The following is a 25,287-nucleotide window of genomic DNA, read 5'->3' on the forward strand; positions in this document are numbered from 1 at the left end:
GAGGAGAATGATGATGAAAATGAATTTGTCCTTCAGGGTCTTGCTGTGCGGCGTCGCGGCACTGGCCACCACGCTGTGCTACGCAGGCGCGTCGACTTATGTGGCTGGGCAGCAGTTGTCGCCCGCGCAATTGAAGAGCCTTGCGGGCACCACGGTCGTTCGCCTTGGCAGCCAGTCGCTCCAGACGCTGCCGGCCTCGGCTTCGGCCACGGCGAAGAACGCGGGAGCCGTGGGCAGTGCGGTGACGCTGGTCGTCAACGATCGCGGCGTTGTGGGAGAAAGCCGCAACGAGGTGGTTGTTTCGCAAGTGTCGATCCAGGAAGTCCAGCAGGCGATTGGCAAGCTAAGCCACGCCGCAATCGGGGTCCAGTACTTCGATCACATGCGCATCAGCCAGTTGACGTTTTCTTCGTTCCAGGACGCGGTCAGCGCCAGGGAGCAGCTCAAGACACTGCTTGCGCCGGGGGCGGCGGTCGATGTCCCGATCCGGTATGGCAAGCCCAAGGTGCGCTGAGCTGGCTTTCGCGGCCGCAGCCATCCCCTCTTGCCGCGTTTGAAGACCCCGGCTGCCCGAGCCCTGTCGTTTGGTCACGGCGCCTGCCTGGCGTGCTACATGCAGTGCGCCGGGCAGGTAATCGACATCGCGGGCTGAAGCCTTGCAGTCAGGCGCCGGCACCGATGGCGGTGAATTCGCTGCGGAGGCTCTCCAGCCATTCGTTGATGGTGGCGGCTTCGCTGCCGTTGGCCGACGCCGCTGGCCAGTTGTTGCGGGGACGCTCCGCGAGCGCGCGCACCTCCCGCGGACTCAGGCTGAAGCGGCGGCGAAAGGCGCGGCTGAACGTGCTCTCGTTGGAATAGCCGTAACGATATGCCAGCTCGGCGATACTGAGCCCGCTGCCCTTGGATCGGGCCAGTTCATCGAAGCAGCGATCCAGCCGCCTGCCCTGGATGTAGGCGTTCACGCCGCCGTCGCTCTCGAACAGCCGGTAGAGGCTGGCTCGCGACAGGCGAAAGACGCTGGCAACCTGCTCCGGCGAGAGCGCTTCCGTGGCCAGATGTTGTTCGATATAGCGCCGTACCAGCTTGCGCATGCTGCGGCGCGCCGCCGTTTGCACATCAGGCTCGCTATCGCGCAGCCTGGCGCCGCTGCCCTCCAGCATGATCAGCGCCGCGGTGACCGATGCGGCCATCTCCTGCGCCGTCAGGCTGGCGCCGGCCAGCATGAGTTGCGACAGGTGAGACGCCAGCAAGCGTGTGGAACCCTGGCCGGCATCCAGCACGGTGCCGTGCAGGTTGCAGCTCCTCAGCGAGGCGGGAAGGCGGTCGCGCGGCACGGTAGGGTGATGTTCGAAAACGCCGGCGTCCGGCTATCCAGCGTCCTCCCCAGGTCGAGCAGGCTGATCGATCCCTCGCTCGCATGGAACGGCCGGTTGCCATACTCGCCCTGAACGCCGCCCGAGACGTAAAGCTGGATCAGGATGTGGTCGATATTGCTGCGCCGGATCTCGACGCTGCCTCGCTTGAAGCGATGCGCCACGGAGCCCCCAACACTGGCAATCAGGCTGTCGCCCAGATGGACGCCCTTCAGCTCGGCCGAGAAAGCGCCGGACGCGGCGCCGATTTCGACGTCAAAGAGCGGCGATAGCGCTGCGCGCCAGAGTTCGCAGGCGTCGGGAAGTGCCCGCCCATCAAGTGCCCGCCCATCAAGCCGGACATGCACTTGCGGCGGCGCCGCCGCGCCGTCTGCCTGCGCGCCGGTTTCGGGTTCTGCCGCCGTCTGTGCTGATGCTGGGCCTGCCACGCGATTCCTTTTTTTGGGGGGGCGGTACAAGGCTTCGGCGCGCTGCGCATCGCCGCCCCGTCACCACGGTGCGGCCGCCATGCCGTAGCGTGCGCGCCGGCCCGCTGCAGGGCACATGATATCGAATGGATGCGGTCATGCGTTAGTGCGGCGGCTTGCCCCAAAGAAAAACGCCCCACCGGGACCGCGTGGGGCGTTGCCTGACTGGACGATGTCTCTGCGCTACACAGGCAATTACACCGGCACGTCCTTCATCGGGTCCGGCTTGCGATTATCGAACCAGCGATACAACGTCGGCACCATCACCAGCGTCAGCAGGGTCGAGGTGATCAGCCCGCCGATCACCACCACCGCCAGCGGGCGCTGCACTTCGGAGCCCGGGCCGGTGGAGAACAGGAAAGGCACCAGCCCCAGCATGGCGATGGTGGCTGTCATCATCACCGGGCGGAATCGCTGGGTCGCGCCCTGGATCACGGCCTGGTCCAGCGACAAGCCGGAGTCACGCAACGTGCGGATGTACGACACCAGCACCACGCCGTTGAGCACCGCCATGCCCCACAGGGCGATAAAGCCCACGGAGGCCGGCACCGACAGGTACTCGCCGGTGACGAACAGGCCGATGATGCCGCCGATGGAGGCAAACGGCAGCACGGTGATGATCAGCGTGGCAAAGCGCACAGAGTTGAACAGCAGGAACAGCAGGAAGAAGATCGCGGCGATGGTCACCGGCACGATGATCTTCAGGTGGCCCATGGCGCGTTCCATGTTCTGGAACTGGCCGCCCCACTCCAGGTAGTAGCCTTCCGGCAGCTTGACCTTGGCATCCGCGGCCTGCTGCAGTTCGGCGACAAAGCCGCCGAGGTCGCGGTCCTTCACGTTGATCATCACCACCACGCGGCGCTTGGCCATTTCGCGGCTGATCTGCGCGGGGCCGTCGGTGACCTCGATCCTGGCCACGCTTTGCAGCGGCACCTGGGCGCCGTTGGGCGTGGCCACCAGCAGCTGGCGGATGGCCTGCACGTTGTCGCGGAACTCCTCGGGCAGGCGCACTGCCGCGGCGAAGCGGCGCTCGCCCTCGAAGATGTCCGTGGCGCGCTTGCCGCCGATGGCGATCTCGATGATGTCGTGGATGTCGGAGGCATTGAGCCCATAGCGCGCGATGGCCTGTCGATCGATCTCGATCGACAGGTACTGCTGCCCGGAGATCCGCTCGATGCGGATGTCCTGCGAGCCCTGGATGCCGCCGGCAACCCGCGCGATCTCGCCAGCCAGCTCGCGCAGCTTGTCGAGGTCGTCGCCGAACACCTTCACCGCCACGTCCGAGCGCACGCCGCTGACCATCTCGTCGACGCGGTCGGAGATCGGCTGCGCCATCACGATCTGCACGCCGGGGATGGCCTTGAGCTTCTCGCGGATGGCGTTGGCGATATCGTCCTGGGTCCAGCCGTCGGGCCACTCGTCGCGGTCCTTCAGGCTGGCAATCGGCGTCGATTCGTTCTGGCCCTGCGGGTCGGCCGGGCTTTCGCCGCGGCCCACGCCGGACACCACCGACTTCACGCCGGGTACCGACAGCACCAGCTTGTTGGCTTCCATCTCCAGCTTGACCGATTCCTCCAGCGAGATGTTGGGCACGCGGTCCAGCGCCGGCACGATCGAGCCCTCCTTCATCTCGGGGATAAAGGAGGTTCCCAGCAGCGGCACGATGGCCACGGTGGCCATGAACGCCACCACCGCGCCAATCACGGTCTTGCGGCTATTGTTCAGCGCCCAGTGCAGCATGCGCAGGTAATGGCGTTTCATGAAGGCGATCAGCCAGGTATCGTGCTCCGCACCGCCCTTGAGCAGATAGGACGACAACACCGGCGAGAGCGTCAGCGACAGGAACAGCGAGATCGCCAGCGCAATCGAGATGGTGAACGCCAGCGGCGCGAACATCTTGCCTTCCATGCCGGTCAGCGTCATCAGCGGCAGGAACACCAGGATGATGATGCCCACGCCGACAATCACGGGCGTGGCCACTTCCTGCACCGCCGTGACCAGGATCTCGGTCTTGCTCATGCCGCTCTTGTCGCGGTGGCCGAGCCGCTCGAACGCGTTCTCCACCACCACCACGGAGCCATCGACCATCAGGCCGATGGCGATGGCCAGCCCCCCCAGCGACATCAGGTTGGCCGACAAGCCCACCTGGTTCATCACCATGAAGGTCATCAGCGGTGTCAGCACCAGCGTGGCCAGCACGATGACGGACGAGCGCACATCCCCCAGGAACAGGAACAGCACGATCACCACCAGCACCACGCCTTCGAGCAGCACCTTGGTGACCGTCCACAGCGCCGAGTCCACCAGCTCGCTGCGGTCGTAGTACGGCACGATCTGCAGCTTGCCCGGCAGCATGCCGCGCTCGTTGATCTCGGCCACGCGGGCCTTGACGCGGCTCACCACTTCCTTGGCGTTGCCGCCGCGCATCATCATCACGATGCCGCCGACCGACTCGGTCTCGCCGTTCTTGACCAGCGCGCCCTGCCGTACCTCGTGGCCGATGGTCACGTTGGCCACATCCCGCACATAGACTGGCGTGCCCGCGACCTCCTTGAGCACAATGCTGCCGATATCCTCCACGCCACGGGCCAGGCCCACGCCGCGGATCAGGTACTGCTCGGCGTAGTGCGGCAGCACGCCGCCGCCGGAGTTGGCGTTATTGCGCGCGAGCGACTGGTAGACCTGCTGCAGCGTGACCTGGTAGTGCCGCATGCGGTCCGGGTTGACCAGCACCTGGTATTGCCGGACAAAGCCGCCCTGCGAGTTGATTTCCGCTACGCCCGGGATGGAGCGCAACAGCGGGCGCACCACCCAGTCCTGCGCGATGCGGCGCTCGGAGAGTTCCTCGGTCGTGAGCGCGCGGTTGCCGTCGTCGGCGCGGTCCAGCGTGTACTGGTAGACCTCGCCCAGCCCGGTGGAGACCGGGCCGAGCACCGGCGTCACGCCCTCGGGCATGCGGCCGGCCACCTCGATCAGGCGCTCCATCACCAGTTGCCGCGCAAAGTAGACGTCCGTCGCATCGGTAAACACCAGCGTGATCAGCGACAGGCCCGCCTTGTTGAGCGAACGCATTTCTTCCAGGCCTGGCAGCCCGGTCATGGCCATTTCCACCGGCACCGTGACAAAGCGCTCCACTTCCTCCGGCGAGCGCCCGGTGGCTTCGGTGGCGATCTGCACCTGCACGTTGGTGACGTCGGGGAAGGCATCCACCGACAGTTTGGTTGCCGCGCGCAGGCCGAAGAAGAACAGCACCACCGCCAGCACGCAAACCACCAGCCGCTGTTTGATGGCGGCTTCCACAAGGGATTTCAGCATGATCGATTACCCCTGTTCCAGGCGCTTGCGCTCGTTATCGAGGTGGAAGGCACCATCCACCACGATGCGGTCGCCCGCCTTCACCCCGCTTTGCACCACGCGCATGCCGTCGCTCTCGGCGCCCAGCTTGACCTTGACCTGGCGGTACAGGCCACCGGCCTGCTCCACATAAACCAGTTCGTCGTTGCCGTCGCGCACGATGGCGGATTCCGGGATCACCAGTTGCTCGGACGCCGCGCTGGCAATCAGCATGCTGGCCAGCATGGCCGGCTTCAGGCGCCCTTCGCGGTTATCCAGCTCGGTGCGGACCAGCACGGTGCGCGTTTGCGGATTCACGGTGCGGCCCACGTAGATGAGCTTGCCGGTGATCTGCTTCTGGCCCGCGCCGTTGCCAAGGGACGGCACCTCGATGTCCACGCTCTGGCCTTCGGCCACCAGCGCGGCCTGCTGCTCGGGCACTTCCGCCACCACCCACACGCGCGACAGGTCGGCCACGGTGTAGAGCGCATCGGCCGGCTGCACCACCTGGCCTTGCGCGACGTTGCGCTCCACCACGGTGCCGCTGATGCTGGAGAACACCGGCGAGTAGGAATCGATGCTGCCGCTCTTGGCCAGTTGCGCCACCGCGGCGGCCGACATGCCAAGCACGCGCAGCTGGTCGCGATAGGCGCGCATCTCGGCCGAGGAAATGGCCAGCTCGCTCTCGCGGCGTTGCAGCTCGCCGCGGCCGATTACGTCGGCGGCGAACAGCTGGCGTGCGCGCTCGGCGTTGCGGGCCTGCAGCTCGGTCTGCGCCTCGGCCTTGAGGAACGCCATCTGGGCCGCGCCCAGCTCGCTGCTATGCAAGCGGGCGAGCACCTGGCCCGCCTTGACCTCCTGGCCGAGGATGCCGTAGAGATCCGTCACGCGGCCGGTCACGCTGGCGCCAATGCGCGCCACGCGCTGCTCGTCGAAATCGATGCGTCCGGACACGCGCAGCACTTCGCTGAACGGGCTGGCAGCCACCGCGGCCACCTTCAGGGTCTTCTGCAGCGTCTCTTCCGGCTTGACCACGCCGGGCGGCTGCTTGGGCGGCTCGGCGGCGGGAGCGGGTTCGTCGGAGCAGCCAGCCAGGGAAAACAGCAGGGCGGCGGTTGCCGTCAGGGAAAGAAGAAAATGGGGGCGCATGCTTATTTGGTTTCCGTAGATGCGGGGGGAGCCGTGGGTACGGACGGAGCGGAAGGTGCCGACAGTGCGGCCGGGGCCGTGGGTGCCGCGGTCTGCCCGGGCACGCTCGACAGCAGCTTCTCGATCTGGATGGTGGCGGCCTGCAGCTCGAACTGCGCGGCGATCAGGTCGCTGCGCGCGCCGCGCAGCACGCGCTGCGCATCGAGGTAGTCCAGGATGCCGCGCTCGCCGAAGCGATAGGCCGACTCGGCCACCGCCAGCGCGGACTCGGCCTGGCGCACGATGCCGCCCTCCAGCGCGCTTACCTGCGACTGCGTGATCTCGTACTGGCGGTAAGCCGATTCCAGCTCCTGCGTCAGCTCGAACTCGCGGGCCTCCAGCGCGGTGCGGGCCTGGATCGCCTGCGCGCTCGCCTCGCCTACCGGGCCGCTGCGGCGGTCCCACAGCGGGATGGTGAGGACCAAGCCAACCTGCGAGACCGTGTTGTCCGGCTGGCGCTCGGCGCTGGCGCGCACCGCCAGCTCGGGCAGGCGCAGCGAGCGCTGGTAGTCCACGGCCAGGTTGGCGCGGTCCGCTTCCAGGCGGCGCTGGGTCAGCTCGGCGTTGGCGCCGGTCAAGGTGTCGCGCAGCATCGGCAGGGCCGGCAGCGCGGGGGGCTGGCTCAGGCTGCCGGACAGCGAATAGGCCGCCGGCATGGCGCCGCCCACTTGCTGGCGCAGCGCCGCCTTGGCCTGGTTGACGCGCAACTGGGCACTCTGCAGCGTCTTCTGCGCGCTCAGCAGCTCGGTCTCGGCCTTGATCAGCTCATAGCGTGGCGCTTCGCCCACCTCCACCCGCAGGCGGGCGCGGTCCTGGATCTGCCGCATCATGGCCAGGTCTTCCTTGGCCGCGGCCAGCTCCATCTCGCGCCGCAGCACATCGAAGTACGACGTCTTGACCCGCGCCGCCAGGTCCGCGCGGAACGCCTGGCGGCCAGCTTCGGTGGCCTCCAGGCTGCGCCCGGCGATCTCGGCGCGCAGCTTGCGCTGCTGCGGATAGTCCAGCTTCTGGGTGATGGCCATGGTCGGCGCGGCGCCACCGGTCACACCGGCAGTGCGCGGCGACAGGCGGCCGTACATCACTTCGACCTGCGGATTGGGATAGGCACGCGCGCTGGTCACGGCGGCGCTGGCGGCATCCACACCCGCCTGCGCCGCCTCCACGCCTTTGTTGGTGGACTGCGAAAGGGACAGCAGTTGCGGCAAGGTGAACGTTTCCGCCGCGAGAGCCGGCAAGGCTCCGAGCGACAGCAACGCCACCATGGAAAACATAGTGATCTGTTTGATCTGCATGACAAATGGGGGCAGGCGAAACGGCTGCGCGCCCGCCGCCGGCGCGCGCAAAAAAGCGCGCGCAAACGGTCAGCCAGCGATCGCGGATGCGATCGGGCCAAGGCGCCCAGGCAATAGGAACGCAGCCCGGGCGCGCAAGGAGCGCGCCGGGGTTGCCAAGGCTGTCAGATCAGCGAGATGGGGGGCTTGAAGAACGCCGCGGGCAAAGGATCCGGGCGTGCGGGCAGCTGTTGCGCGATCTCGTTGGGGGGCAACGAAACACGCACGGTGGGCAGCGCGAAGAGCGCGCTGGATTCCTCGATCTCGTCGAGCATGTCGAGGGGATCGAGCAGGTCGGCAGACCAGATCTCGCAGTAGCCGGGAGGATCGTCCTCCTCCGCCGCTGCCGCCATCGCTTCGCCCGCCAGGCCATCGTCGCCCGGCGCCACGACGCGCTCCAGGCCGGCACCGCCGTCCAGCTCATCGAGGGTGCGGGAGAACGCCGGTTCGGCAATCAGAAGTTCAGCGCGAGCGGGATCAAATGCGGGATCAAATGCAGGCCCCGGCATACCGGCGTGCGTGTTCGCCGCTGCCCCGAAGGACAGCGCAGACAAGCACAAAACGGTGATCAGGAGCAGCAGGGATCGCATGAATCGGGGTAGAACGACAAGGGCCAGACCGGCGCGGATGGTGATAAATCAGCCACCCGGCGCCGATGGTGCACCACAGCATTGTAACGCGGATGTAAGTCATAGACCGCCAAAGGGCCGGTGCGTTCCGGTCAAGCGCGACAAAAGTTACTTGTGCGCAGGCCGGGCTGGAACGGCTCCAAGGGCACGGCGCCCAGGCCGGCCTCACCGCGTTGAAGCCCATCTACATCCCGGCGTGGCTGCCGCAAGGGATGGCGCAGAATCAGGCCAGCACCACGCGCCGCGACCGCGTCTGGCTCGCCGCCCCGCCGATCGGTAGCCCCGACGCCGGCACGGCCCGCTCCCTGCCCCAAGCCCTGATGGATTCGATCTGCTCGGGGCTGGTCTTGGACAACGGCACCAGGTTCTGGAAACTGCGGCGGAAGAGGTCATCCGAGACGGCGCCATCACCGTTCAGGTAAGCCTCTTTCACTACCTCGCGCACGGCCGATTCCAGGTCCGAACCGGCGAAGCCTTCCGAGGCCTCCACCAGTTCAGCCATCAGCGCCGCAGGAATCTCTCGCTTCAGGCCGCGCTGCACATAGATGCCAATGATCTCCCTACGCTCCTCGGCAGTCGGGAGATCCACGAAGAACAGCTCATCAAAGCGCCCTCTGCGCAGCAACTCGGGCGGCAGCCGCGACACATCGTTGGCCGTGGCCACCACAAACACCCGCGAACGCGCCTCCTGCAGCCAGTAGAGGAACTGGCCGACCAGCCGCGTCGAGGTGCCGCCATCGCCGGCGCCCTGCGTGGCGCCGGCCAGGCCTTTTTCGATTTCGTCGATCCACAGCACGCACGGCGACACGTGGTCGGCAGTGCTCAGTGCTTCCTTGAGCCGGCCTTCGCTCTGGCCGAGGTACTGGCCGTGGATGGTGGAAAGGTCCAGCCGGTACAGCGGCATCTTCCAGTTATGGGCGATGGCCTTGGCCGACAGCGATTTGCCGCAGCCCGGCACGCCGACCAGCAGCACGCCGCGCGGCGGGCGAATGCCGCGCTCGCGCAGGTCAGCGGTGAGCAGCGGGCGCTCCTTGTCCAGCCACCCTTTCAGCCCGCCAAGGCCGCCGACGTTCAACTCGGAGCCACGCACCTGCACGCGTTCTATGCCGGAGATATCGGCAAAGATGCGGTCCTTGGCATGGGTGAGCTCGGCCAGGTCGGCCTTGACGATCCGGCCATTGGCCAGCAGCGTGGCGATGATGTTCTCTGCCTCGATGCGTGAGACGCCGGTAAGGATGGCGGCAGCCTCGCGCTCGTCGGCGTCGTCCCATTCAATCACGTAGTCGGCACGATAGGCGCCGATCTGCTCGTGGATGATGTCGAGCATTTCGTCCTCGGTCGGCGGCGACAGCACCAGGGACATGCCCAGGCGCTGCAGTTGCCCCCAAACCGGCTTGGTGGTGATGACAGCAACCGCGCCGCCGTTCTCGGCCGCCAGCATCACGGCGTCCAGCAACTGGCGGGCAAAGGGCGTGTCGTCCTCGGTGTCCGAGACCTCGGTAAGCACGAAGGTGAGGCTCTGCCGCTGGCCGATCTGCTGGCTGGCAAAATCCAGCGCGCCGATCACCGATCGGTCTTCATTGGCCGACCTGCCGCTGACCAGTTCCTTGGTGCCTTGCGAGAGCGTATGCACGTAGACCGGGGCATTGTTCAGCCCTTGCGCGATCTCGCGGACGATGTCGAGCACGCGGGCGCGTTCCGCGCTGCGGATGGAGATAAAGGGCACCCGTGCCTTGAGGTAACGGGTCAGGGTGCTCTTGAATTCTTTGGTATCGCTCATGTCTAGGCCAGGATGTTTCTGCGGCGCGGCGCAGGGCCGCCCGCAGGCGTGCTCGCGGCAGGCTGTGCAACGCCGCCGCCGGATGTGGCTGCCGCGTTCGTGGGATTCGCGACACTCCCCGAACTCGCGGGAATCGGCTCGGCGTCGAATCGCAGCAGCGAGTTGTTGCGGATGATGCTGGCAAGCAGCCCGCTGCGCTCGCTACGCGCGCTGTCTTCCAGCGATTGCTGGGCCTGCGCTGCGTACTTGCGCAGCTGTTCCTGCAGGCTGCCGGCCAGCTCGCCCGGCAAGGACGGCAGTTGCGCCACGCGGTTGAGCACCCACAGCTTACGCCGGGCATCCAGCAGCGTGCGCGACAGCACCACGTGGTCGCTGCCGGTGCTTCCATGACGCAGGGCGCGCGTCATCTCGTCGGCAATGCGCTGCAGGCGCAGGCTGAACACTTCACTGATGCGTTGCGCGAACAGCGGTGCAACGCCGCCGGTCCAGCTCAGCACGCCAGCGCGCATCGCGGCGATGACCTCCTCGTCACTGCCGCCGCGAGCAAAGGCATCGATGCACGCAGACCATTCGGCGTAGGTATGCGGAGGTGTCATGCTGCGGCGGCGCCGTCGCTCACCGCACCCGGCGCACGAACGGCGCGGCGGGCAGCAGGTCCCAGGCTGGGAACGCGCCAGCCAGCGCTTCGTTGAGCGGCGCCACTAGCGCAGCCTGCACCGGCTCGGTGGCTGCAGCGGGGCCGGGCGTTGCAGCGACGGCATCAGCTTGGGCCGCGTCGCCGGTAGCGGCGGCCAGGATCTGTCGGGTCATGTCTGTTCCTTTTTGGGCATCAGGCCGCGGCGGCGATAACGCGGCGCGTGCTTTCGTGGGTGCTGAGCGTGTACTGCTCCGGCGAGATGGCGTCGAGCAGTTGCGTCACCTGCGCGGCAACCGCGTCGCGGGCGGCCAGCTCCCGGCGCCATTCGACCAGCTCGGCCAGCGTTGCCTTGAGGGCCTGCTCGCACTGCGCTTTCTTCTTCTTGGCTTCCTGGATCACGAGTTCCTTCGCCTTGGCGATCTTGCTGCGGGCGACCACGACCCAGCCGATGGCCGCGATGCCAACGAGGGCCGGGACCATGCCGCCCTTGATGGCCATCAGCAACGCCATCACGCCGACCACGCCTGCCACCCAATGGCCCACGCCCAGCTTGAGCTTGGCCAGCGTGGCATCGCGCTCAGCGTCCAGGTGCGTGCCCAGGCTCGCCAACAGCTCGCGCTCGTTCTCGCCACCGCGGGTCTTGCCCGCCCAGCCTTCGATGGCCACTTCGGCTTCGGCCGGCACGGCATTGCGGAACGTGGCGCTCAGGTCATCGTGCGCATCGCGGATCCAGGCGCGCGACAGGGCAATGGCATAGCGCTGCGTGGCACGCGTTGCCTTGCTCAGCTCGGGGTTCATGGCGGCGTTGGTGAGCAGTTGCGTAAAGCTCACGCGCTCGTCGAGCGCGGCATTCTCCAGCGCCTGACGGCGCTCGGCGGCCTGCCGGTCGCCGGATTCGTTGATGATGAGCTGGTTGAGCCGGTCGTCCCGGCGCAGCGGTAGTTCCTCGTCGTCGAACTGGCTCACCAGCGTGTCGAGCAGGCCGTCCACCGCCGCGCCAATGCTCTTGGCGCTGGGCAGCGCGCCGTCGAAGATGCCCTGGAAGTGCTTGAGGACCACCTCATGGGTGGCGGCCTGGTTCATCGACTCGTTCAGGCGCGGCCACGTCGGGCTGAAGCGTGAGAGGTGGCTGTACTTGTCCGAGCGGTCGGGCGTGGGCATCTTGGTCAGCAGCCCGTCGGTCCACTGGCGGCGCTGCGTCTCGACGAAGCCGGCTTGCTCGCTCAGCTCATCGATCCACGACTCGATGCGGCGCGTGCACTGCAAGCGGATCTCGCCACCAAAGATGCCGCTGGCCACGGCATCGACCAGGATGACGCTCTGCCGGTCGAGGCTGGTCGGGTCCTGCATGCCAAAGAAGCGATCAAGCCAGGTACGGCAAGCCTCGCCGCGGCCGGCACGCCGGCTGACCAGCGCGAAGAACAGCGAGGTCTTCTCGTCATCGCGCCGGATGGCTTCGGCCAGCGCGCGCCGGGCCAGCTCCGCATGGTCGCTCAGCCAGGCGGCCAGCGCCACCAGCGCGGGCGCCAGCCAATAGCGCGGCGCCGACAGCATCAGGCTTTCGGTCGCGGCCTTGATGGTCTCGTTGCGGACCACGTTGACGTCCGCTGCCTGCAGGATCCCGGTGGCCTGGCGGCGGACTTCCGCGTAGTAGCCGTAGGTGGTTTCGAGTTCCTGCCGGATCTTGACCTGGCGCGTTTCCGCCAGCGACAGCTCCTTGGCTTTCAGGTCCGCGGCGACAAAGCGCAGGAAGGCGTCTTCCAGGCGCTTGAGTTCCGAGCGGGTGTTGGTCAACACGTTCCCGACATCGGACACCTGGCTGGAGACCGTTTCGATGTCCTTGTTGAGGCTGTGCAGGCTCTTGGTGATATAGGTCAGGTCCGCGACCTGGATAATGCGTTCCGCAGTACTCATGTCATCCCTTGACGATAGAGGTGTCACCGGCGGCAGTCACCGCGATAACTTTGTCCGTGTAGATTTCTACGAATGCATATTGCGCGTGCACGGCCAGCGCCCGGCCTTTTGCCAGCAACGGCGGCAAGGATTCGAAGGTCTTGTAGTGCTGGATGATGTTGCCCTGCCGGTCCAGCGTGTGGACCTCATAGGGCGGGCCCAGATGGCATCTGGCGACAATGCCGACCGGCTGCTGGTCGATGGTGATATCAGGAAGCTCTTCGCAGATCGCCGCCACCAGCGCGTCTACGGCGCCGCGGTCGTGCACGTGAGCGCCGGCATCCAGCCGCTGGATCGCCTCCATATAGGAGGCCGAGCGTTTCTTGCGCAAGCGGGCTTGCAGTTGCTCCGCGGACAACGCAATCGTGGATTGTGGTCGCGACTTCACCAGCAGGCCCAGATCTGGACCTGCTCCCTGAACCAACAGCTTACGTACCATGGACGCCCCGATGCGCCTCGCCAGGTGTGGCCCCAGCTTGAGCAATCAACAAAAACAATCGGCCACATGTTAACTATCAGGCATATCGCCGTCAATTGAACCGCCTCAGGTCAGCGGCCTGGATTCCCACCGCCGCCCCGATGTCACGCCCAATGGCAGACTGCATCGATATCGGCAGCCAATGGAAGCGGCAACACCCCTCCGTGGTTGGGTGCGGGCTGCCGGGCCCGCTATGCTGGCGCTGCCACCGGGGGGCGCAACGCCGCACTCTCGATCTCCGCCAGCCACAGGACCAGTTCCCACCAGCGTGAGGCGGTGTTCTCATCCGGCCCGCCGCCAAAGCCCTCCAGCGCCGCCTCGATGCGCAGCGCCGTCTCCGCCAGTCCGGCGCGCGACAACGCCGCGGCAAGTTCGCGCGCGCGCTCCAGCGCGGCCGGACGCTGGTTGCGCAAGCCCTGGCGCAGCCACTGCGCCAGCAGCGCCAGCGCGGCGCCGGCCAGGGCAGCATGCGGCACCGGTGCGGCAGCGACGCCGGCCGGCATGGCGCCGGGGCTGGCGGGCTCGGTCGCCAGCACCACGGCGCGGGCCTGGGTCATCAGGGCCAGCGGCTCCATCTCCAGGGTGCCGCCAATCACGCGCACCGTGCCCGCCACGCGCTGGATGGCATCGCCTCCCGCCTCGGCGATGCGCAGCACGCTAGCTAGCGCGTCGACGGCGCCGGGCGCGCCGCTGCCGTGGCGGCAGCGCAGCAGGCAGCGCTGGCCATCGGTGTCGAGCAGGCTGGCGAGCAAGGTCTGCGCAGCGGCGTCCCAGCCCCATTGCTCCACGGCCAACACGTCCAGCACGTGCAAACGCCCGATGGCCTGGCGCGGCAGCAGGCAGGCGGGCGCGGCTTGCGTGAGATGCTGGCGCAATGCCGCCACCGTGGCAAAGGCCAGCGGCGGCCGCAGGTCGTTCCAGGCTTGGGCGGAGAGCGGCAGCACATTGGTCTGGCGCGCGGCGCTGCCGATCTCCAGCAAGCCGTTGGCGCGGCGGCGCGCCGCGCGCGTGACCACCTGGCTGGCGGCCAGCCGGCCTATCGGCTTGCCCGCCACGCGCCGCTGCACCAGCGGCACAGGCGGCGCGGCGCCCTCCGACCTGGGCCAGCTACGCTCGAGCGCGACGACGCCCATGGTGTCAGGGTCCGCGAAGGCGATGGAGACCCCGCAGGCCGCATCGGGATGGTCGGCGTCGTCCCACATGACGGCGCCCAGCGAAACCAGCTTGAGGTGGTCGAGCGCGACTTCGCCCTTGACGCCAAGGCCGAGGATCTGGCGTGCCGGCAGCAGCGCCCCGGGCTGCCCGCCGGCCTGTCCGGCAATGCTGGCGGTGCCGGGGCCAGAGGCCGATAGCGCGGCGGCCAGCCGGCCTTGCAGGCACGCCAGCGCATCCAGCAGGCGGCGCGGGTCATAGCGGGCACTGCGGTTGTGCTGGTCATCGAGCTGCGCCGCCAGCGCGTCGACGTCGGCGCTGACCCAGGCCGCGCCGAAATCGGCGGCCAGGCTGCGCATCAGACCCAGGCGCGGGGCGAGCGCCAGCGGCGCCTGGGCCGTGCCTTCCGCCCACAGTTGCCGCGCCAGTGCATCGGCCGCGGCGGCAAGGGCACGCAGCGCTTGGGCATCGGCCTGGCGTGTATCGGCATCGGCGGCGTCCGGCTCGGGCGGCGCGATCTCCACGGTGGCATCGACCTGGCCACGATGGCGCCCGGCCGCAGCGCGAAAGGCCCAGGCCGCCAGCGCCACGTGGGCGCAACTGCTGCCCTCCTGGCAATCGCAGCGCGCGTGGCCAAGGCTGTGGCGCGAGAAAAACCGCACCGTGCACATCGGCAGGTGCGCGGTGGGCACCGGCGCGTCCACGCGCCAGCCAGCCAGTCGCACCACCGGCCGCGCGCGTGCCAGCTCGGCGGCCTGGCGCAGTGTGGCCGGGTGCAACGCGGCTTGCAACGCGGCGTCGTCGAAATCGGCCGGGGACCATGGGCCGCCGGCTAGCCCTTCGGGCGTGGTGACGGGTGTTTGGCCACTGCCCTCTTCCACGCTGGCCACTTCCCGGCAGGCCTGCTGGTAAGCCAGCACCAGCAGGATGCGGTGACGGCAGAGGCCCGAGGCAATGCAGCTACAGACCGCATCGCGCAGCGCGCGGCCTGCGGCAAGGCTGGTGCGGGTGCCGTCGGCGTACGCGGCGTGCAAGGTGCCATCGGCATCTTGCGCAAGCTCGGGCGCCTTGCCCTCGGCCATTTCCTTCTGCGCACGCTTGACGAAACCGGCGTTGGCCAGCGCCACCAGCGCTTCGGGCGTCAGCTCCAGGAGATCGGCGCGGTCTGCCCTCATGCGACCAGCCTTCCGGGCACTTGCCCGCCGGCCTTGCCGGAGACTTTCTCGGCCAGCCAGGCGGCCAGCTCGCCGGGCGTCATTGCGGCCACGTGGGCGCCTTCGCGCACCAGGCGGGCCGCCAGTTCGCGGTTGTAGACGGGCTCGGCGCGCGCATCCAGCGCGGCCAGGCCGAGCACGGTCACGCCGGCGCCGACCAGCGTCTTGACGCGGCGGACCAGTTCATAGTCGCTGCCGCCCTCGTAGAAATCGCTGACCAGCACCACGATGCTGCGTGTCGGCGTGCCGATCTGCGCCTGGGCGTAGGCCACGGCCCGCGCGATATCGGTGCCACCGCCAAGTTGCACGCGCATCAGCAACTCAACCGGATCGGCCACGTCGGCGGTGAGGTCCACCACCGCGGTATCGAACGCCACCAGCCGCGTGCGCATGCCCGGCAATTGCCACAGGCAGGCGGCCATCACCGCGGCATGGATCACCGAGTCCACCATCGAGCCGCTTTGGTCCACCAGCAGGATGATGTCCCACGATTGCGCATGGCTGCGCACGCGGCTGAAAAATGCCGGCGCCTCCACGAACAGCTTGCCGCGCTGCGGGTCCCAGCGATGCAGATTCTCGCGCAAGGTGCGGCGAAAATCGAAGTTGCGGGCGATGCGCACGCGCGAGCGTCTGCGCCGGTCGCGTGTGCCGGAGAAAGCCTGGCGCACTTCGGTGGCGAGCTTTTCCATGATGCGCCGGACCACCTCGGCCACCAGCTTGCGCGCGGCGGCCAGCACCTCGGGGTTCATCAGGTGCTTGGTGTGGAGCACCGCGCGCAGCAGCGCTTCGGACGGCTCGATGCGCTCCAGCACTTCGAGGTTGGTGACCACTTCGTCGATGCCGTAGCGCTCCACGGCGTCCCGCTCCAGCCGCTCGATCACTTCACGCGGAAAGAGGCGGTGGATCTCGTTGATCCAGTCCGGCGTGTTCAGTTGCGAGGCGCCGCCGCTGCCGGTGCGCTCGCCGCGCCGCGCGCGCTCGGGGTCGCGGCCATAGAGCCAGTCGAGGGCGGCGTCGGCCGCAGCGGCATCGGCATCGAGCTCGCCCAGCGCGGGCTGCGCGGCTTCGCCCAACAGCAGGCGCCAGCGTTGCAAGGGATCAGGCAGGTGCAGGCTCATGGCGCGGTGGGCTTCGGGTTGGGATCGGGGGCCGCGCCAACGGGCACGCCCCAGTAACGCAGGCGCGCCGTCACGGCGGCCTCCAGCAAGCGCGCGGCGGCAATGTCCACGGGATCATGCGCGCCCAGCGGCGCGGTGAGCGAGCGCTCGCCATAGGCTTCGCCGCCACGCAGAGCCAGCACCTGGCGCGCCAGCGCGCCGCGCTCCGCCGGCGGCAGCCAGGCAAAGGCCATGCGCATGGCGGGCAGCGCCTGCACGAAGGCCTCGTCATCGAGCTGCTGCAACAGGCCGTCGAGCCCGCTGGCAAACCCGTCGGCATCGGTCAAGACATCGCGCGCCAGTGCCAGCAGGCCGGCCAGCGCATCGCCGATGCCGGCCGGCGGCAAGCCCGCCAGCAGGCGCAGCGCGCCCGCGATGCTGTCGCAGCTGCCGCCGTCTTGCGGCGCGGCCGGTTCGTCCAGGCTCGCCAGCGCACCCAGCGCCGCGCCACGGCTGGCAGCCGCCGCCTGCGGGTCGCGCGCCTTGCGGCGCCACACAGCCAGGGCGCGCTGCGCATCGAGCGCAGGCAGCGGCTGTCCATCGCCAAACGCGCCATTGCGCACGTCGCGCACCACATCGCGTACCGCACGGAAGGTCAGCAGGTGTGCCTGCTGATCGGCGCTGGCTAGCTGGCCTGGCAAGTCGAGCAGCCACAGGGCGCGCTCGACCGCGGCCACCACCACCGTGTGCAACACCGGCGCGCCGGCCATGCCGAGTACCTGGCCATGGCGCAGCAAGGCATGGAGCAGCCCCAGCGCCTCGCCCAGCGCCTCGAAGCGGGAGGCCGCGCCCACCGCCCGGCCCAGTTCGGCGAGCGAGGCGGCGCCGGCTTCCGGCAGCCCGGCGAATGCGGCATCGTTAAGCAGCGCAGCCAGCGCTGCCAGCTTGCCCGCCGCGCAGCGCAGCGCTTCTTCCAGCCGGGCGCGCGCGGCGTCGTGCAACGTGGCGCCATAGGCGCCGGCCTCGATCAGCGCGGCGCGCTGCTCCAGCGAGCCAAGCAGCCGCCAGTGCTCCTCGCGCTCGCCGGACAGCGCCAGCGACGGGCCCCGCTCGCGCTGGATCCCCGGCAACGCCAGGATGCGCAGCCGGTGCAGGCTGCGGCTGCGCTCTCGGTCGGCGGTCTGCAACAAGTCCAGCTTGAGCGGCAGCACACGGCCCGGCTGCAGCACGATACCGTGCGCGGCCAGCTCGGCGTCGACGGCATCGACCAGCGGCGGCTGCGGCGTGCCGGCCGCCAACACGCCAACCTGGTCGCCGGCCAGCACGTCCATGAGTTCGACCAGCACGGGATCGGTGCCGCGCAGCAGCGGGCCGCGATAGCTCCACGGCAGCGGCGCGTCGAGGGCGTCCTTGATCAGGGTGGCGGCGCTGGCGTCGAGCCAGTCGCAGCGCAAGGGCTGGCCATGGCCGCGCAGCATCGCCAGGCCGTGGGCATGCGCGTGCAAGGCCTTGAGATCGGCGGTGGAGGCGGGAAGCTTCTTCTCGCGCAGGCGGTGCATGGTGCGGGCGAGGGCCAGCTTGCCGGCTTCGGCGCTGCCGTGCTGCCACACCCAGGACTGGTACATCGGCGACGGCATGCCAGAGGCATAGCCAGCGAAGGCGTCGAGCCGCTTGCTGGTGTAGGGCACGAGGTAGCTGCCGCTGCGCACGGGCGCTGCGCCGTCCTCAACGTCGGCGGCTACCTCTGGCTGCGGCACGGCAGGGGGCTCGCTGCCAGCCGCCTCGGCATGCCCGCGCCATAGCGCGCGCAGTGCGGGCGCGTGATAGCCGCCGCAAACGACCAGCACCGGCGCACCCTGCGCCTGGCCCATGGCCCATGCGATCCAGCGCGCCATCATGGCCTCGCGCTCGGCATTGGCGGGGGAGCCGGGATCGTCGCCGCGCAACTGGCCGAAGTGCGTATCCAGCGCTGCGGCCAGCGCCGGCAGCGGCATCTCGCGCTCGAACAAGTGCTCCCACAACGCGTCGCGGCCGTCGATGCACAGCGCGGTGCACAGCGCGGCCTCGTAGCCGGCGGCGCGCTCGGCGTGATGCTCGTCGTCAGCGTCGGCGTAGCGGTTGGCGCGCCCGGACAATGCATCGTGCCAGGCCGGCAGGTCGATAAAGCGGGCCTGCGCGCCGATGCGCCCGGCGCCCTGCAGCGCCACCCATTCCGGCGAGTATTCGCAAAACGGCGTCCACGAGCCGCGCTGCGCGCCAGGGCCCGACAAGTAGCTGAAAATCGCCACCGGCAAGCGGTGCGGCAGGTGCAGCTCCGCCAGCCGCGCGTTGAAATCCGCCGGCCCTTCGATCAAGACGAAGCGCGGGCGCAGCGTGTCGATGCGCTCGGCCACCAGGCGCGCGCAGGCGGGGCTGTGGTGGCGCACGCCGATCACATGCGGCTCGGTGTGCGGCATGGGGGTCGGCGCTGTCATCGGCCTGGGGCTGCGTGGCGCATCAAGGCAGGCGGTCGCGCGCGGCGAAATAGGCCTGCCAGTGCGATCCGGCACGGCGCGAGACCTTTTGTTCGAAGTAGCGGCGCAGCTTGGCGCGGTCGTCGGCGTTGTCCTTGACCACGGTGCCGCCGATGCAGTCGACCAGGTCAGCCGGGCTGCCATCGCGTTGCTCCAGGAACCAGGCGCGCACGCCCACCGCGTGCGCCACGTTCACGGCCTCGGCGGTGGACATGACGGCGCTCATGCGCTCGGCGCCGCCCTCATCCGCGTTGCGGCGCGGCTGCGTGCCCTGCCCGCGCAAGTCGCGGAAGGTGGTGACCAGCAACTCCAGCACCGGCTCCGGCACGCGCCGGGGAATGCCGCTGCGCGCCAGCAAGCGTGCCGAGGCCTGCTCCACCAGTTCCAGCTCGCGCTGGAAATCCAGGATCGGGAACACCGTCTCGAAATCGAAGCGGCGCTTGAGCGCCGCGCTCATCTCGTTGACGCCGCGGTCGCGCGTGTTGGCGGTGGCGATGATGTTGAAGCCTTCTCGCGCGTACAGCATGCCGGCGGCGCCTTCGAGCTCCGGCACCGCCATCACGCGGTCCGACAGCATGGCCAGCAGGCAGTCCTGCACCTCCAGCGGCGTGCGGGTGATTTCCTCGAAACGCACGATGCGGCCCTGCTGCATGCCGAGATACAGCGGCGCAGGCACCAGCGCGCGCTGGCTCGGGCCCTCGTTGATCAGCAACGCGTAGTTCCAGCCGTACTTGATCTGGTCTTCGGTGACCGAGGCCCCACCCTGGATGGTCAGCGTGGAGGTGCCGCTGACGGCCGCCGCCAGCAACTCCGAGAGCAGCGACTTGGCGGTGCCGGGCTCGCCCACCAGCATGAGCCCGCGCCCGGTGGCCAGCGTGACCAGCGCCCGCTCGATCATGGCCGCCGGGGCCACCAGCTTGGCGGCGATATCGCTGCCGGCATCGCCCAGGATAAAGCGGCGCGCGGCGGTCAGCGACAGCGCCCAGCCTGGCGGGCGCGGCGCATCGTCGGTGGCGGCCAGGCGCGCCAGTTCGTCCGCGTAGAGCAGTTCGGCGGGCGGGCGCTGGAGCGTGGGGCTTGTCTTGTCAACCATGGTGGCTTTCCATTGGTGCGGTCAGCGGCGCCATCAGGCGCCGCAGAATAAGGGATGCATGGACCCAGGCGTTCATGCGCGCAGGCTCTCCATGTCGCGGATCAGTTCGCTGGCGGCGATCGGGTCGAGCCCGGCGAACTTCTTGCCGCCGTTGCGGGCGATGCCCCAGCCGTGCGCATCCACGCCGAACTGCAGGCTTTGCAAGGTCTGCTCCGGATTTTCGTCGGGCATGCCCACGATCATGCCGGGATCGAACGTCAGCTCGATCGCCCGTCCGCCCTCGACCTGCTTGGTGTAGTACCAGATGCCGCCGCCGTCCTGCGCCGCGCCGCGCCGCCAGCCGCGGTTGGCCAGGCCGAACAGCTTGCCGGTCGGGATGACCACGCCCTTCCAGCGATCCAGGTCAATGGCCTGCCGCTCGGCCTCGGTCAGCGCGTAGGTGTCGCGGCCGATCTGCGCAAAGGGCTGCAGCAGTTCGTAGTCGGCGAACAGCTGGCCGAAGGCGGCGGCATCTTCGGCGGGCAATTCCAGCGCGTGGGGAATGCCCACGCGGATATCCTCGCCTTGCGGCAGCGCGTAGGCATCATCATCGGCCGTGGTGTAGCTGCCGTCCTCGGCCACGCGAAAGCACGCCAGCAGCTCGCCGCCGCTGTCGCTGCCGTGCGCCACGCGGTACACGCCCCATGCCAGCCGCTGCACCAGGTGGCGCACCAGCGGATGCTGCGCGAGGAGGGGCTCGAACACCGCGGCGCTCCAGCGCCGGCGCGCGCACATGGCCAGCTCCAGGCGCAGCACCTGCTGGCTGGCGATGGTGCGGGCGTCTTTCTTGAGCGCCTTGAAGCGCTCCACCGCTTCCTTGGACAACGCGGCGTCGTCGGTTTTCTTGGGCTTGGGCAGGTCGGCCAGGCGTGCGCCGTCGGTGTCGCGCACGAAGGGCTTGAGGGCTTCGTCGAAGCCCACACGGAACCGGCGCGGCCCGAAATCCAGCAGCAACGTGCCGTGCGCGTCCAGCCCAAGGTCGGGCGCGAGGCGGTCTTCGAGCTCTTCGAGCGAGAGCCCGCGCGCCTCGGCCACTTCGTCGATCTTCTCGCGGGCGCGGTCCTGCAAGCCCTTGAACTTGACCTTCTGCGCAATGCCGTTGAGGTGCATCAGCGCCACGTCGCTGCCGATCAGGGCGAGCACATCCAGCCCGGCCACGGCGCGCGCATGCGCGGCCTCGCCGGGCCAGGCGCGGATATACGGGGTGAGCCGGCGCGCCGTGTCATCGTTGCCGAGCACGCCCAGCGCGCTCAGCGCCCAGCTCTCCTTGGCAGGCGCATTGACCAGCAGCCACGCCGCGAAATTGTCCCAGGCAAAGTCCGCCAGCGACTCGGGCGTGCAGGCCGCCTTGACCATGTCCAGGCCGGGATAGCGCCCTTCCCCCGCGGGAAATGCCAGCATGGTGCCCAGGTGCTGCAAGGCTGAATCCGGCAGCGGTTTACCGGCCCCCTTGCCGGTGGCGAGCACGGGGCGGTGGAAGCTGGCGGGCTGGTAGAACACGGGCAGCTTGGGCAGCTTGGCCGGGAAGCGCTGCAGCGGATCTTCATCCAGCACCCCGCGCACGGCGGCCACGATGGCAAGGTCCGCGTCGCGCTGGGCGAAGCGCTGCGCCACGTCCATCACCAGCGCCTCGTGCCCCTCGCCGGCCAGCATGCGCAGCGCCGTAGCGGCGTTGTCGCGCGCCTCGCCAATGCGGCCCACCGCGGCCGGGATCAGGCCGGCGACGGCATGCTCCGGATGGCGCAGCAGCCAGGCACGGCCCACTTCGCGCAGCGACTTGAGCCTGGCCAGCGCGCGCGCCGCCGGCACCGCCAGCTCGACCGCGCCAAACGGCATCGCCAGCGGCAGCCCCTCGGTGGGCGCGCGGCGCACCGTGCCCAGCACGCCGGGCAGTACCCGCAGGCCGAACCTGGCTGCCATATAGTTGTCGTTGTGGGTTGCGCTCTCCGCGGCCACCATATTGAACAGCGGCAGCGCCAGTTCCTCGGGCAGCAAGGCCGCCATCATGGCGTCGAGCGAGCACCAGTTGGTGAGCTTGCGCAAGGCCTGCCAGGCGGCGAACAGCGCCTGCACATCGCGCTGGCGAATCGCCAGCATGGCCTGTTCGAGCAGGCCGGATTGTTTGCCGAGTGCGTCGCCGAACCCCAGGTCGCTCGCCAGCAGTTGCACATCGCGCGCCTTGACATGGTCGTAGCGACGCACCTGCCAGTCGCTCATCGACACCCATTCCTCGCGCTTGCCCTCGGCCCAGCGCTCGACCGCGGGAAGATCCAGCGGCGCGAGCGCAAGCGGGCCGGCGGCGGCAACGCGCTTCTTGCCAAGCCAGGGCGGATCGGCCAGCACCGTGGGCAGGTCCTCAACGGCGGCCGCCTCGGCAGGCTGCGCCAGCCTGGCCTGCAGTTGCCTCACCAGATCAACTTCGGCCGGGCTCAGCCACGGCAGCACGCGCTCGGCCTCGGCGGGATGCGCCTGCAGCAGCGCGGCCAGGCTGGCCGTGTACAGGCTGGCATCCTTGCCACCGGCAAGCGCCAGGCCGGGCAAGGCCCCAAGCGCCGCCAACGGCCAGCGGGCGGTAGCCTGCTGGAAGCGGGCCATGGCGGGCTTGCCGTTGGTCGCCACCCGCGCCAGCGCGGCAACGGCGTCAGGCAGGCCGATGGCCGCCAGGCCTTCGCCAGCCGCTCCGATGGCCGCGCCTGGCGCCAGGATCGGTAACGCGTCGGCGCCGCGCTCGCGCAGCACGGTGGCCACCATGGTCTCCACGCCCCAGAAATTGCTGCCCCAGCCCTCCACCTTCTGCCGCTGCGCGAGCGCAAGCGCCGCAGGATCGGTCACGGTCATCTGCAGCCAGTGCAGCGACGCCGGCGCCTGTGGCCCTTGCAGGCGCTGCGCGGTCTCGTTGCTAAGCTCGGGCAGGTCGGGCAGCAACATGGCCATGACCGGCTGGCGCGACGGCGGCAGCAGCGGCAGGGCCGCGCGGATCTTGTCCGCACAGGCTTGCCACTGCGCAGGCTCGGCGCGCGCCAGCAGGGCGCGTAGCGCCCACTCGGCATCGCTGTGGATGCCCTCGTAGCCGGTGCCGTGCGCGCTGTCGACGTTGTCGTTCAGGCTCAGGCGGGGCTTGTGCGTATCGCGCACCCAGCCGAGCTCCGTGCCCATGGTCTGGGCGGTCAGTAACGCATCCACCGCGCCTTCCAGGCCGAGCCGGCCCACCATGAAGGCCATGCCATTGGCGCCCAGTTCCGCATCGTCGCGGTAATACTGGGAAGACAGCTTGACGAGGATCGTCATCAGCACCGCGTCGGACGCGGGCGAGCCCTCCATGCGGCGGCTTTCCACGCGCTGCCATGCCTCGGCATAGGCCGCCTGCCAATGGGCGACGCTGGCGTCGATATCCGGCTGCAGGTGCTTGAGCAGGGATTCGCGCACGCGCAGCCAGGCCCGCATCGGGTCCAGCGGCTCGGCGGGCGTGGCGCCGGGATGACGCCGGCTGGGCCGGGCCAGGTCCTTGAGCGATTCCGGCATCAGCACGGCGGCGGCGCCCTCCAGCCAGGGCGGCGAGTCGCCGCGCACGGCAGGCGCGATGACGGCGGCCGGCGGCGCAACCGGTTCCGTTGCTTGCGCCCGGGGCCGCGAGGCCGGGGCGATATCCAGCGCCGGCTGCGCCGTGGCCCCGAGGCTGGCGCCGGCCGCTACCTGCGCCTCCACATAGCCTTTGCCGGTTTTTTCGGCAATCAGCTTGGTCATTGCCGCAGCCGCCTTGGCGGCATCGGCAAACGGCTTGCTCTGGCTTTGGCCATGAGTGCCGATCTTGCCCCAGCGCAGGTTGAGCTGCGCCTCGTCTTGTTCCACTTCCCAGAATTTGCTGGAGCTGTCGCTGCGGAATTCGAAACGCCTCATACCTTGCTTTTCCTTTGGCTTCACATCGTCGACAAACCCACCGGGCAACGGGAGTCGCCCTGGGTTCGGCGGGCGGCTATGCGGGTTTCCCGCCTGGCTGCGCCTCGCACCCGCCCGTTATGTTAAGAGAAAGGTACATTTGTGCAAACAAAGTTACATTTAGTTCGCTTTTGATTGGCGCTGGCGCGCCAATCAAGCGGCAGCCAGCACCGCTGCCACCGCCCTTTCCGCCGCCGGCGACAGCGTGCGCTGCGCCAGGTGCACGACGACAAAGTCCATGGCCATGGAGACCGGGCTTGCCAGCGCGAGCGCCACCAGCGCGCCGCTCTCCAGCTCCGCCCTGAGCGCCCGCGCAGGCGCCAGCAGCACCACATCGGAGTGGCGCGCCAGATGCCTGAGCGCATGAAAATCATTGCTCTGCACCTGAAACGGCAGGCTCTCGCCCGGCCGGCAGCCGAGCAGCCTGCGCAACTGGTCGTGGCCATGATCCGGCAACGGCACGGACACCAGGGTAGCCTCGCGCAATTGCGCCGGCGTGACACGCCCGCCCGCAAGGGGATGGCCCGGGCGCGCGAACCAGCCCGATGGCTCGGGCCGCAGGCGCCGGACTTCCAGCTCTGCCGCCGCCGGCATGGTACGGCGCTCGGCAACCAGAAAATCCAGCGTCTCCGCGTGCAGGGCGGCGAGCAGCGCCGGGGCGCTGTTGACCTCGGCCTTCACCCGCAGCTTCGGCCAGTCCCGGTTGAGGGCGCACAGCACCTCGGGCAGCAGGATGGCGGCAGGGAACGGCCCCATCCCCATCTGCACGCTGCCGATCTCATGCTGCTGCACCAGCGTGAGATCGCGCGCCAGGCAACGCGTCTCGAACAGGATCCGCCGTGCCCGCTCCGCCACCATGCGCCCGGCCGCGGTCAGCGCCACGCCGCGCGGGCCGCGATCGAGCAGCGGCATGCCAGCCTCGGCCTCCAGCGCCTGGATGCTGCGGGTCAGCGCGGGCTGGCTCAGGTGCACGCGGCGGGCGGCCCCCGCCAGCGAGCCCTCTTCCGCCACCGCGATCAGGTGCTCCAGCCGTTTCAGGTTCAAGACATGCGCTCCTTGCATCGCTGAGATAAA

18 protein-coding genes are annotated in these 25,287 nt (G+C 69.0%); 1 reads left to right on the top strand and 17 read right to left on the bottom strand.

Annotated elements, in window-relative coordinates:
* The first annotated feature begins 19 nt into the window (after nt 1-19).
* Nucleotides 20-514 (top strand): hypothetical protein, encoded by a 495-nt coding sequence (locus tag A9975_RS26825; protein ID WP_183035394.1) that lies wholly within the window; start codon nt 20-22, stop codon nt 512-514.
* A 148-nt stretch (nt 515-662) separates the two neighbouring features.
* On the opposite strand, the gene A9975_RS38635 is transcribed toward A9975_RS26825, so the two are convergent.
* The 17 genes from A9975_RS38635 to A9975_RS26910 form a co-directional block, all read right to left on the bottom strand.
* A complete protein-coding gene (locus A9975_RS38635) occupies nt 663-1,334 on the bottom strand; it encodes a helix-turn-helix domain-containing protein (protein WP_183035395.1) in 672 nt (223 codons plus the stop codon).
* Nucleotides 1,304-1,801 (bottom strand): hypothetical protein, encoded by a 498-nt coding sequence (locus tag A9975_RS26835; RefSeq protein ID WP_183035396.1) that lies wholly within the window; start codon nt 1,799-1,801, stop codon nt 1,304-1,306. Before A9975_RS26835 ends, A9975_RS38635 begins: the two co-directional genes overlap by 31 nt.
* 234 nt (nt 1,802-2,035) lie before the next feature.
* A complete protein-coding gene (locus tag A9975_RS26840; protein WP_183035397.1) occupies nt 2,036-5,155 on the bottom strand; it encodes an efflux RND transporter permease subunit in 3,120 nt (1,039 codons plus the stop codon).
* 6 nt (nt 5,156-5,161) lie between these two features.
* Nucleotides 5,162-6,322: an efflux RND transporter periplasmic adaptor subunit gene (locus tag A9975_RS26845; RefSeq protein WP_183035398.1), complete on the bottom strand. Its 1,161-nt coding sequence runs from the start codon at nt 6,320-6,322 to the stop codon at nt 5,162-5,164.
* Between the two features lie 2 nt (nt 6,323-6,324).
* Nucleotides 6,325-7,623, bottom strand: coding sequence for a TolC family protein (locus A9975_RS26850; RefSeq protein WP_370565595.1), 1,299 nt, complete (start codon nt 7,621-7,623; stop codon nt 6,325-6,327).
* 194 nt (nt 7,624-7,817) lie between these two features.
* Nucleotides 7,818-8,282 (bottom strand): cobalt-zinc-cadmium resistance protein, encoded by a 465-nt coding sequence (locus tag A9975_RS26855; protein ID WP_183035400.1) that lies wholly within the window; start codon nt 8,280-8,282, stop codon nt 7,818-7,820.
* Between the two features lie 262 nt (nt 8,283-8,544).
* Nucleotides 8,545-10,101, bottom strand: a complete 1,557-nt coding sequence (locus A9975_RS26860) for an AAA family ATPase (RefSeq protein WP_183035401.1) — start codon at nt 10,099-10,101, stop codon at nt 8,545-8,547.
* Between the two features lie 2 nt (nt 10,102-10,103).
* On the bottom strand, nt 10,104-10,697 hold the full coding sequence (locus A9975_RS26865; RefSeq protein WP_183035402.1) for a hypothetical protein: 594 nt from the start codon (nt 10,695-10,697) through the stop codon (nt 10,104-10,106).
* A gap of 19 nt (nt 10,698-10,716) precedes the next feature.
* Complete coding sequence (locus A9975_RS26870) at nt 10,717-10,911, bottom strand: hypothetical protein (protein ID WP_183035403.1); 195 nt, start codon at nt 10,909-10,911, stop codon at nt 10,717-10,719.
* Between the two features lie 19 nt (nt 10,912-10,930).
* Nucleotides 10,931-12,652, bottom strand: a complete 1,722-nt coding sequence (locus A9975_RS26875; RefSeq protein WP_183035404.1) for a hypothetical protein — start codon at nt 12,650-12,652, stop codon at nt 10,931-10,933.
* A gap of 1 nt (nt 12,653) precedes the next feature.
* Nucleotides 12,654-13,130, bottom strand: coding sequence for a hypothetical protein (locus A9975_RS26880; RefSeq protein WP_183035405.1), 477 nt, complete (start codon nt 13,128-13,130; stop codon nt 12,654-12,656).
* A 230-nt stretch (nt 13,131-13,360) separates the two neighbouring features.
* Nucleotides 13,361-15,496, bottom strand: a complete 2,136-nt coding sequence (locus A9975_RS26885; RefSeq protein WP_183035406.1) for a hypothetical protein — start codon at nt 15,494-15,496, stop codon at nt 13,361-13,363.
* Entirely contained in the window at nt 15,493-16,653 is a 1,161-nt protein-coding gene (locus tag A9975_RS26890; protein ID WP_183035407.1) for a VWA domain-containing protein, read from the bottom strand. The genes A9975_RS26885 and A9975_RS26890 overlap by 4 nt, the downstream gene beginning before the upstream one ends.
* Complete coding sequence (locus A9975_RS26895) at nt 16,650-19,106, bottom strand: DUF5682 family protein (protein WP_255503541.1); 2,457 nt, start codon at nt 19,104-19,106, stop codon at nt 16,650-16,652. Before A9975_RS26895 ends, A9975_RS26890 begins: the two co-directional genes overlap by 4 nt.
* Nucleotides 19,107-19,128: 22 nt before the next feature.
* A complete protein-coding gene (locus A9975_RS26900; RefSeq protein ID WP_183035408.1) occupies nt 19,129-20,238 on the bottom strand; it encodes an AAA family ATPase in 1,110 nt (369 codons plus the stop codon).
* A gap of 72 nt (nt 20,239-20,310) precedes the next feature.
* The gene (locus A9975_RS26905; RefSeq protein WP_183035409.1) at nt 20,311-24,174 is read right to left on the bottom strand and encodes a DUF4132 domain-containing protein; all 3,864 of its coding nucleotides are present in this window, start codon (nt 24,172-24,174) and stop codon (nt 20,311-20,313) included.
* Nucleotides 24,175-24,366: 192 nt separating this feature from the next.
* Nucleotides 24,367-25,257: a LysR family transcriptional regulator gene (locus A9975_RS26910; RefSeq protein ID WP_183035410.1), complete on the bottom strand. Its 891-nt coding sequence runs from the start codon at nt 25,255-25,257 to the stop codon at nt 24,367-24,369.
* Nucleotides 25,258-25,287 lie beyond the last annotated feature (30 nt).

It is taken from the genome of Cupriavidus sp. UME77 (assembly GCF_014170355.1).
Classification (GTDB): domain Bacteria; phylum Pseudomonadota; class Gammaproteobacteria; order Burkholderiales; family Burkholderiaceae; genus Cupriavidus; species Cupriavidus basilensis.

Coding starts and splice junctions, on each gene's coding strand:
- A9975_RS26865 (WP_183035402.1), bottom strand. CDS start 10,697: ATGACACCTCCGCATACCTACGCCGAATGGTCTGCGTGCATCGATGCC.
- A9975_RS26875 (WP_183035404.1), bottom strand. CDS start 12,652: ATGAGTACTGCGGAACGCATTATCCAGGTCGCGGACCTGACCTATATC.
- A9975_RS26895 (WP_255503541.1), bottom strand. CDS start 19,106: ATGACAGCGCCGACCCCCATGCCGCACACCGAGCCGCATGTGATCGGC.
- A9975_RS26855 (WP_183035400.1), bottom strand. CDS start 8,282: ATGCGATCCCTGCTGCTCCTGATCACCGTTTTGTGCTTGTCTGCGCTG.
- A9975_RS26840 (WP_183035397.1), bottom strand. CDS start 5,155: ATGCTGAAATCCCTTGTGGAAGCCGCCATCAAACAGCGGCTGGTGGTT.
- A9975_RS26870 (WP_183035403.1), bottom strand. CDS start 10,911: ATGACCCGACAGATCCTGGCCGCCGCTACCGGCGACGCGGCCCAAGCT.
- A9975_RS26850 (WP_370565595.1), bottom strand. CDS start 7,623: ATGGTGGCGTTGCTGTCGCTCGGAGCCTTGCCGGCTCTCGCGGCGGAA.
- A9975_RS26905 (WP_183035409.1), bottom strand. CDS start 24,174: ATGAGGCGTTTCGAATTCCGCAGCGACAGCTCCAGCAAATTCTGGGAA.
- A9975_RS26890 (WP_183035407.1), bottom strand. CDS start 16,653: ATGAGCCTGCACCTGCCTGATCCCTTGCAACGCTGGCGCCTGCTGTTG.
- A9975_RS26880 (WP_183035405.1), bottom strand. CDS start 13,130: ATGGTACGTAAGCTGTTGGTTCAGGGAGCAGGTCCAGATCTGGGCCTG.
- A9975_RS26860 (WP_183035401.1), bottom strand. CDS start 10,101: ATGAGCGATACCAAAGAATTCAAGAGCACCCTGACCCGTTACCTCAAG.
- A9975_RS26825 (WP_183035394.1), top strand. CDS start 20: ATGAATTTGTCCTTCAGGGTCTTGCTGTGCGGCGTCGCGGCACTGGCC.
- A9975_RS26900 (WP_183035408.1), bottom strand. CDS start 20,238: ATGGTTGACAAGACAAGCCCCACGCTCCAGCGCCCGCCCGCCGAACTG.
- A9975_RS26845 (WP_183035398.1), bottom strand. CDS start 6,322: ATGCGCCCCCATTTTCTTCTTTCCCTGACGGCAACCGCCGCCCTGCTG.
- A9975_RS26885 (WP_183035406.1), bottom strand. CDS start 15,496: ATGAGGGCAGACCGCGCCGATCTCCTGGAGCTGACGCCCGAAGCGCTG.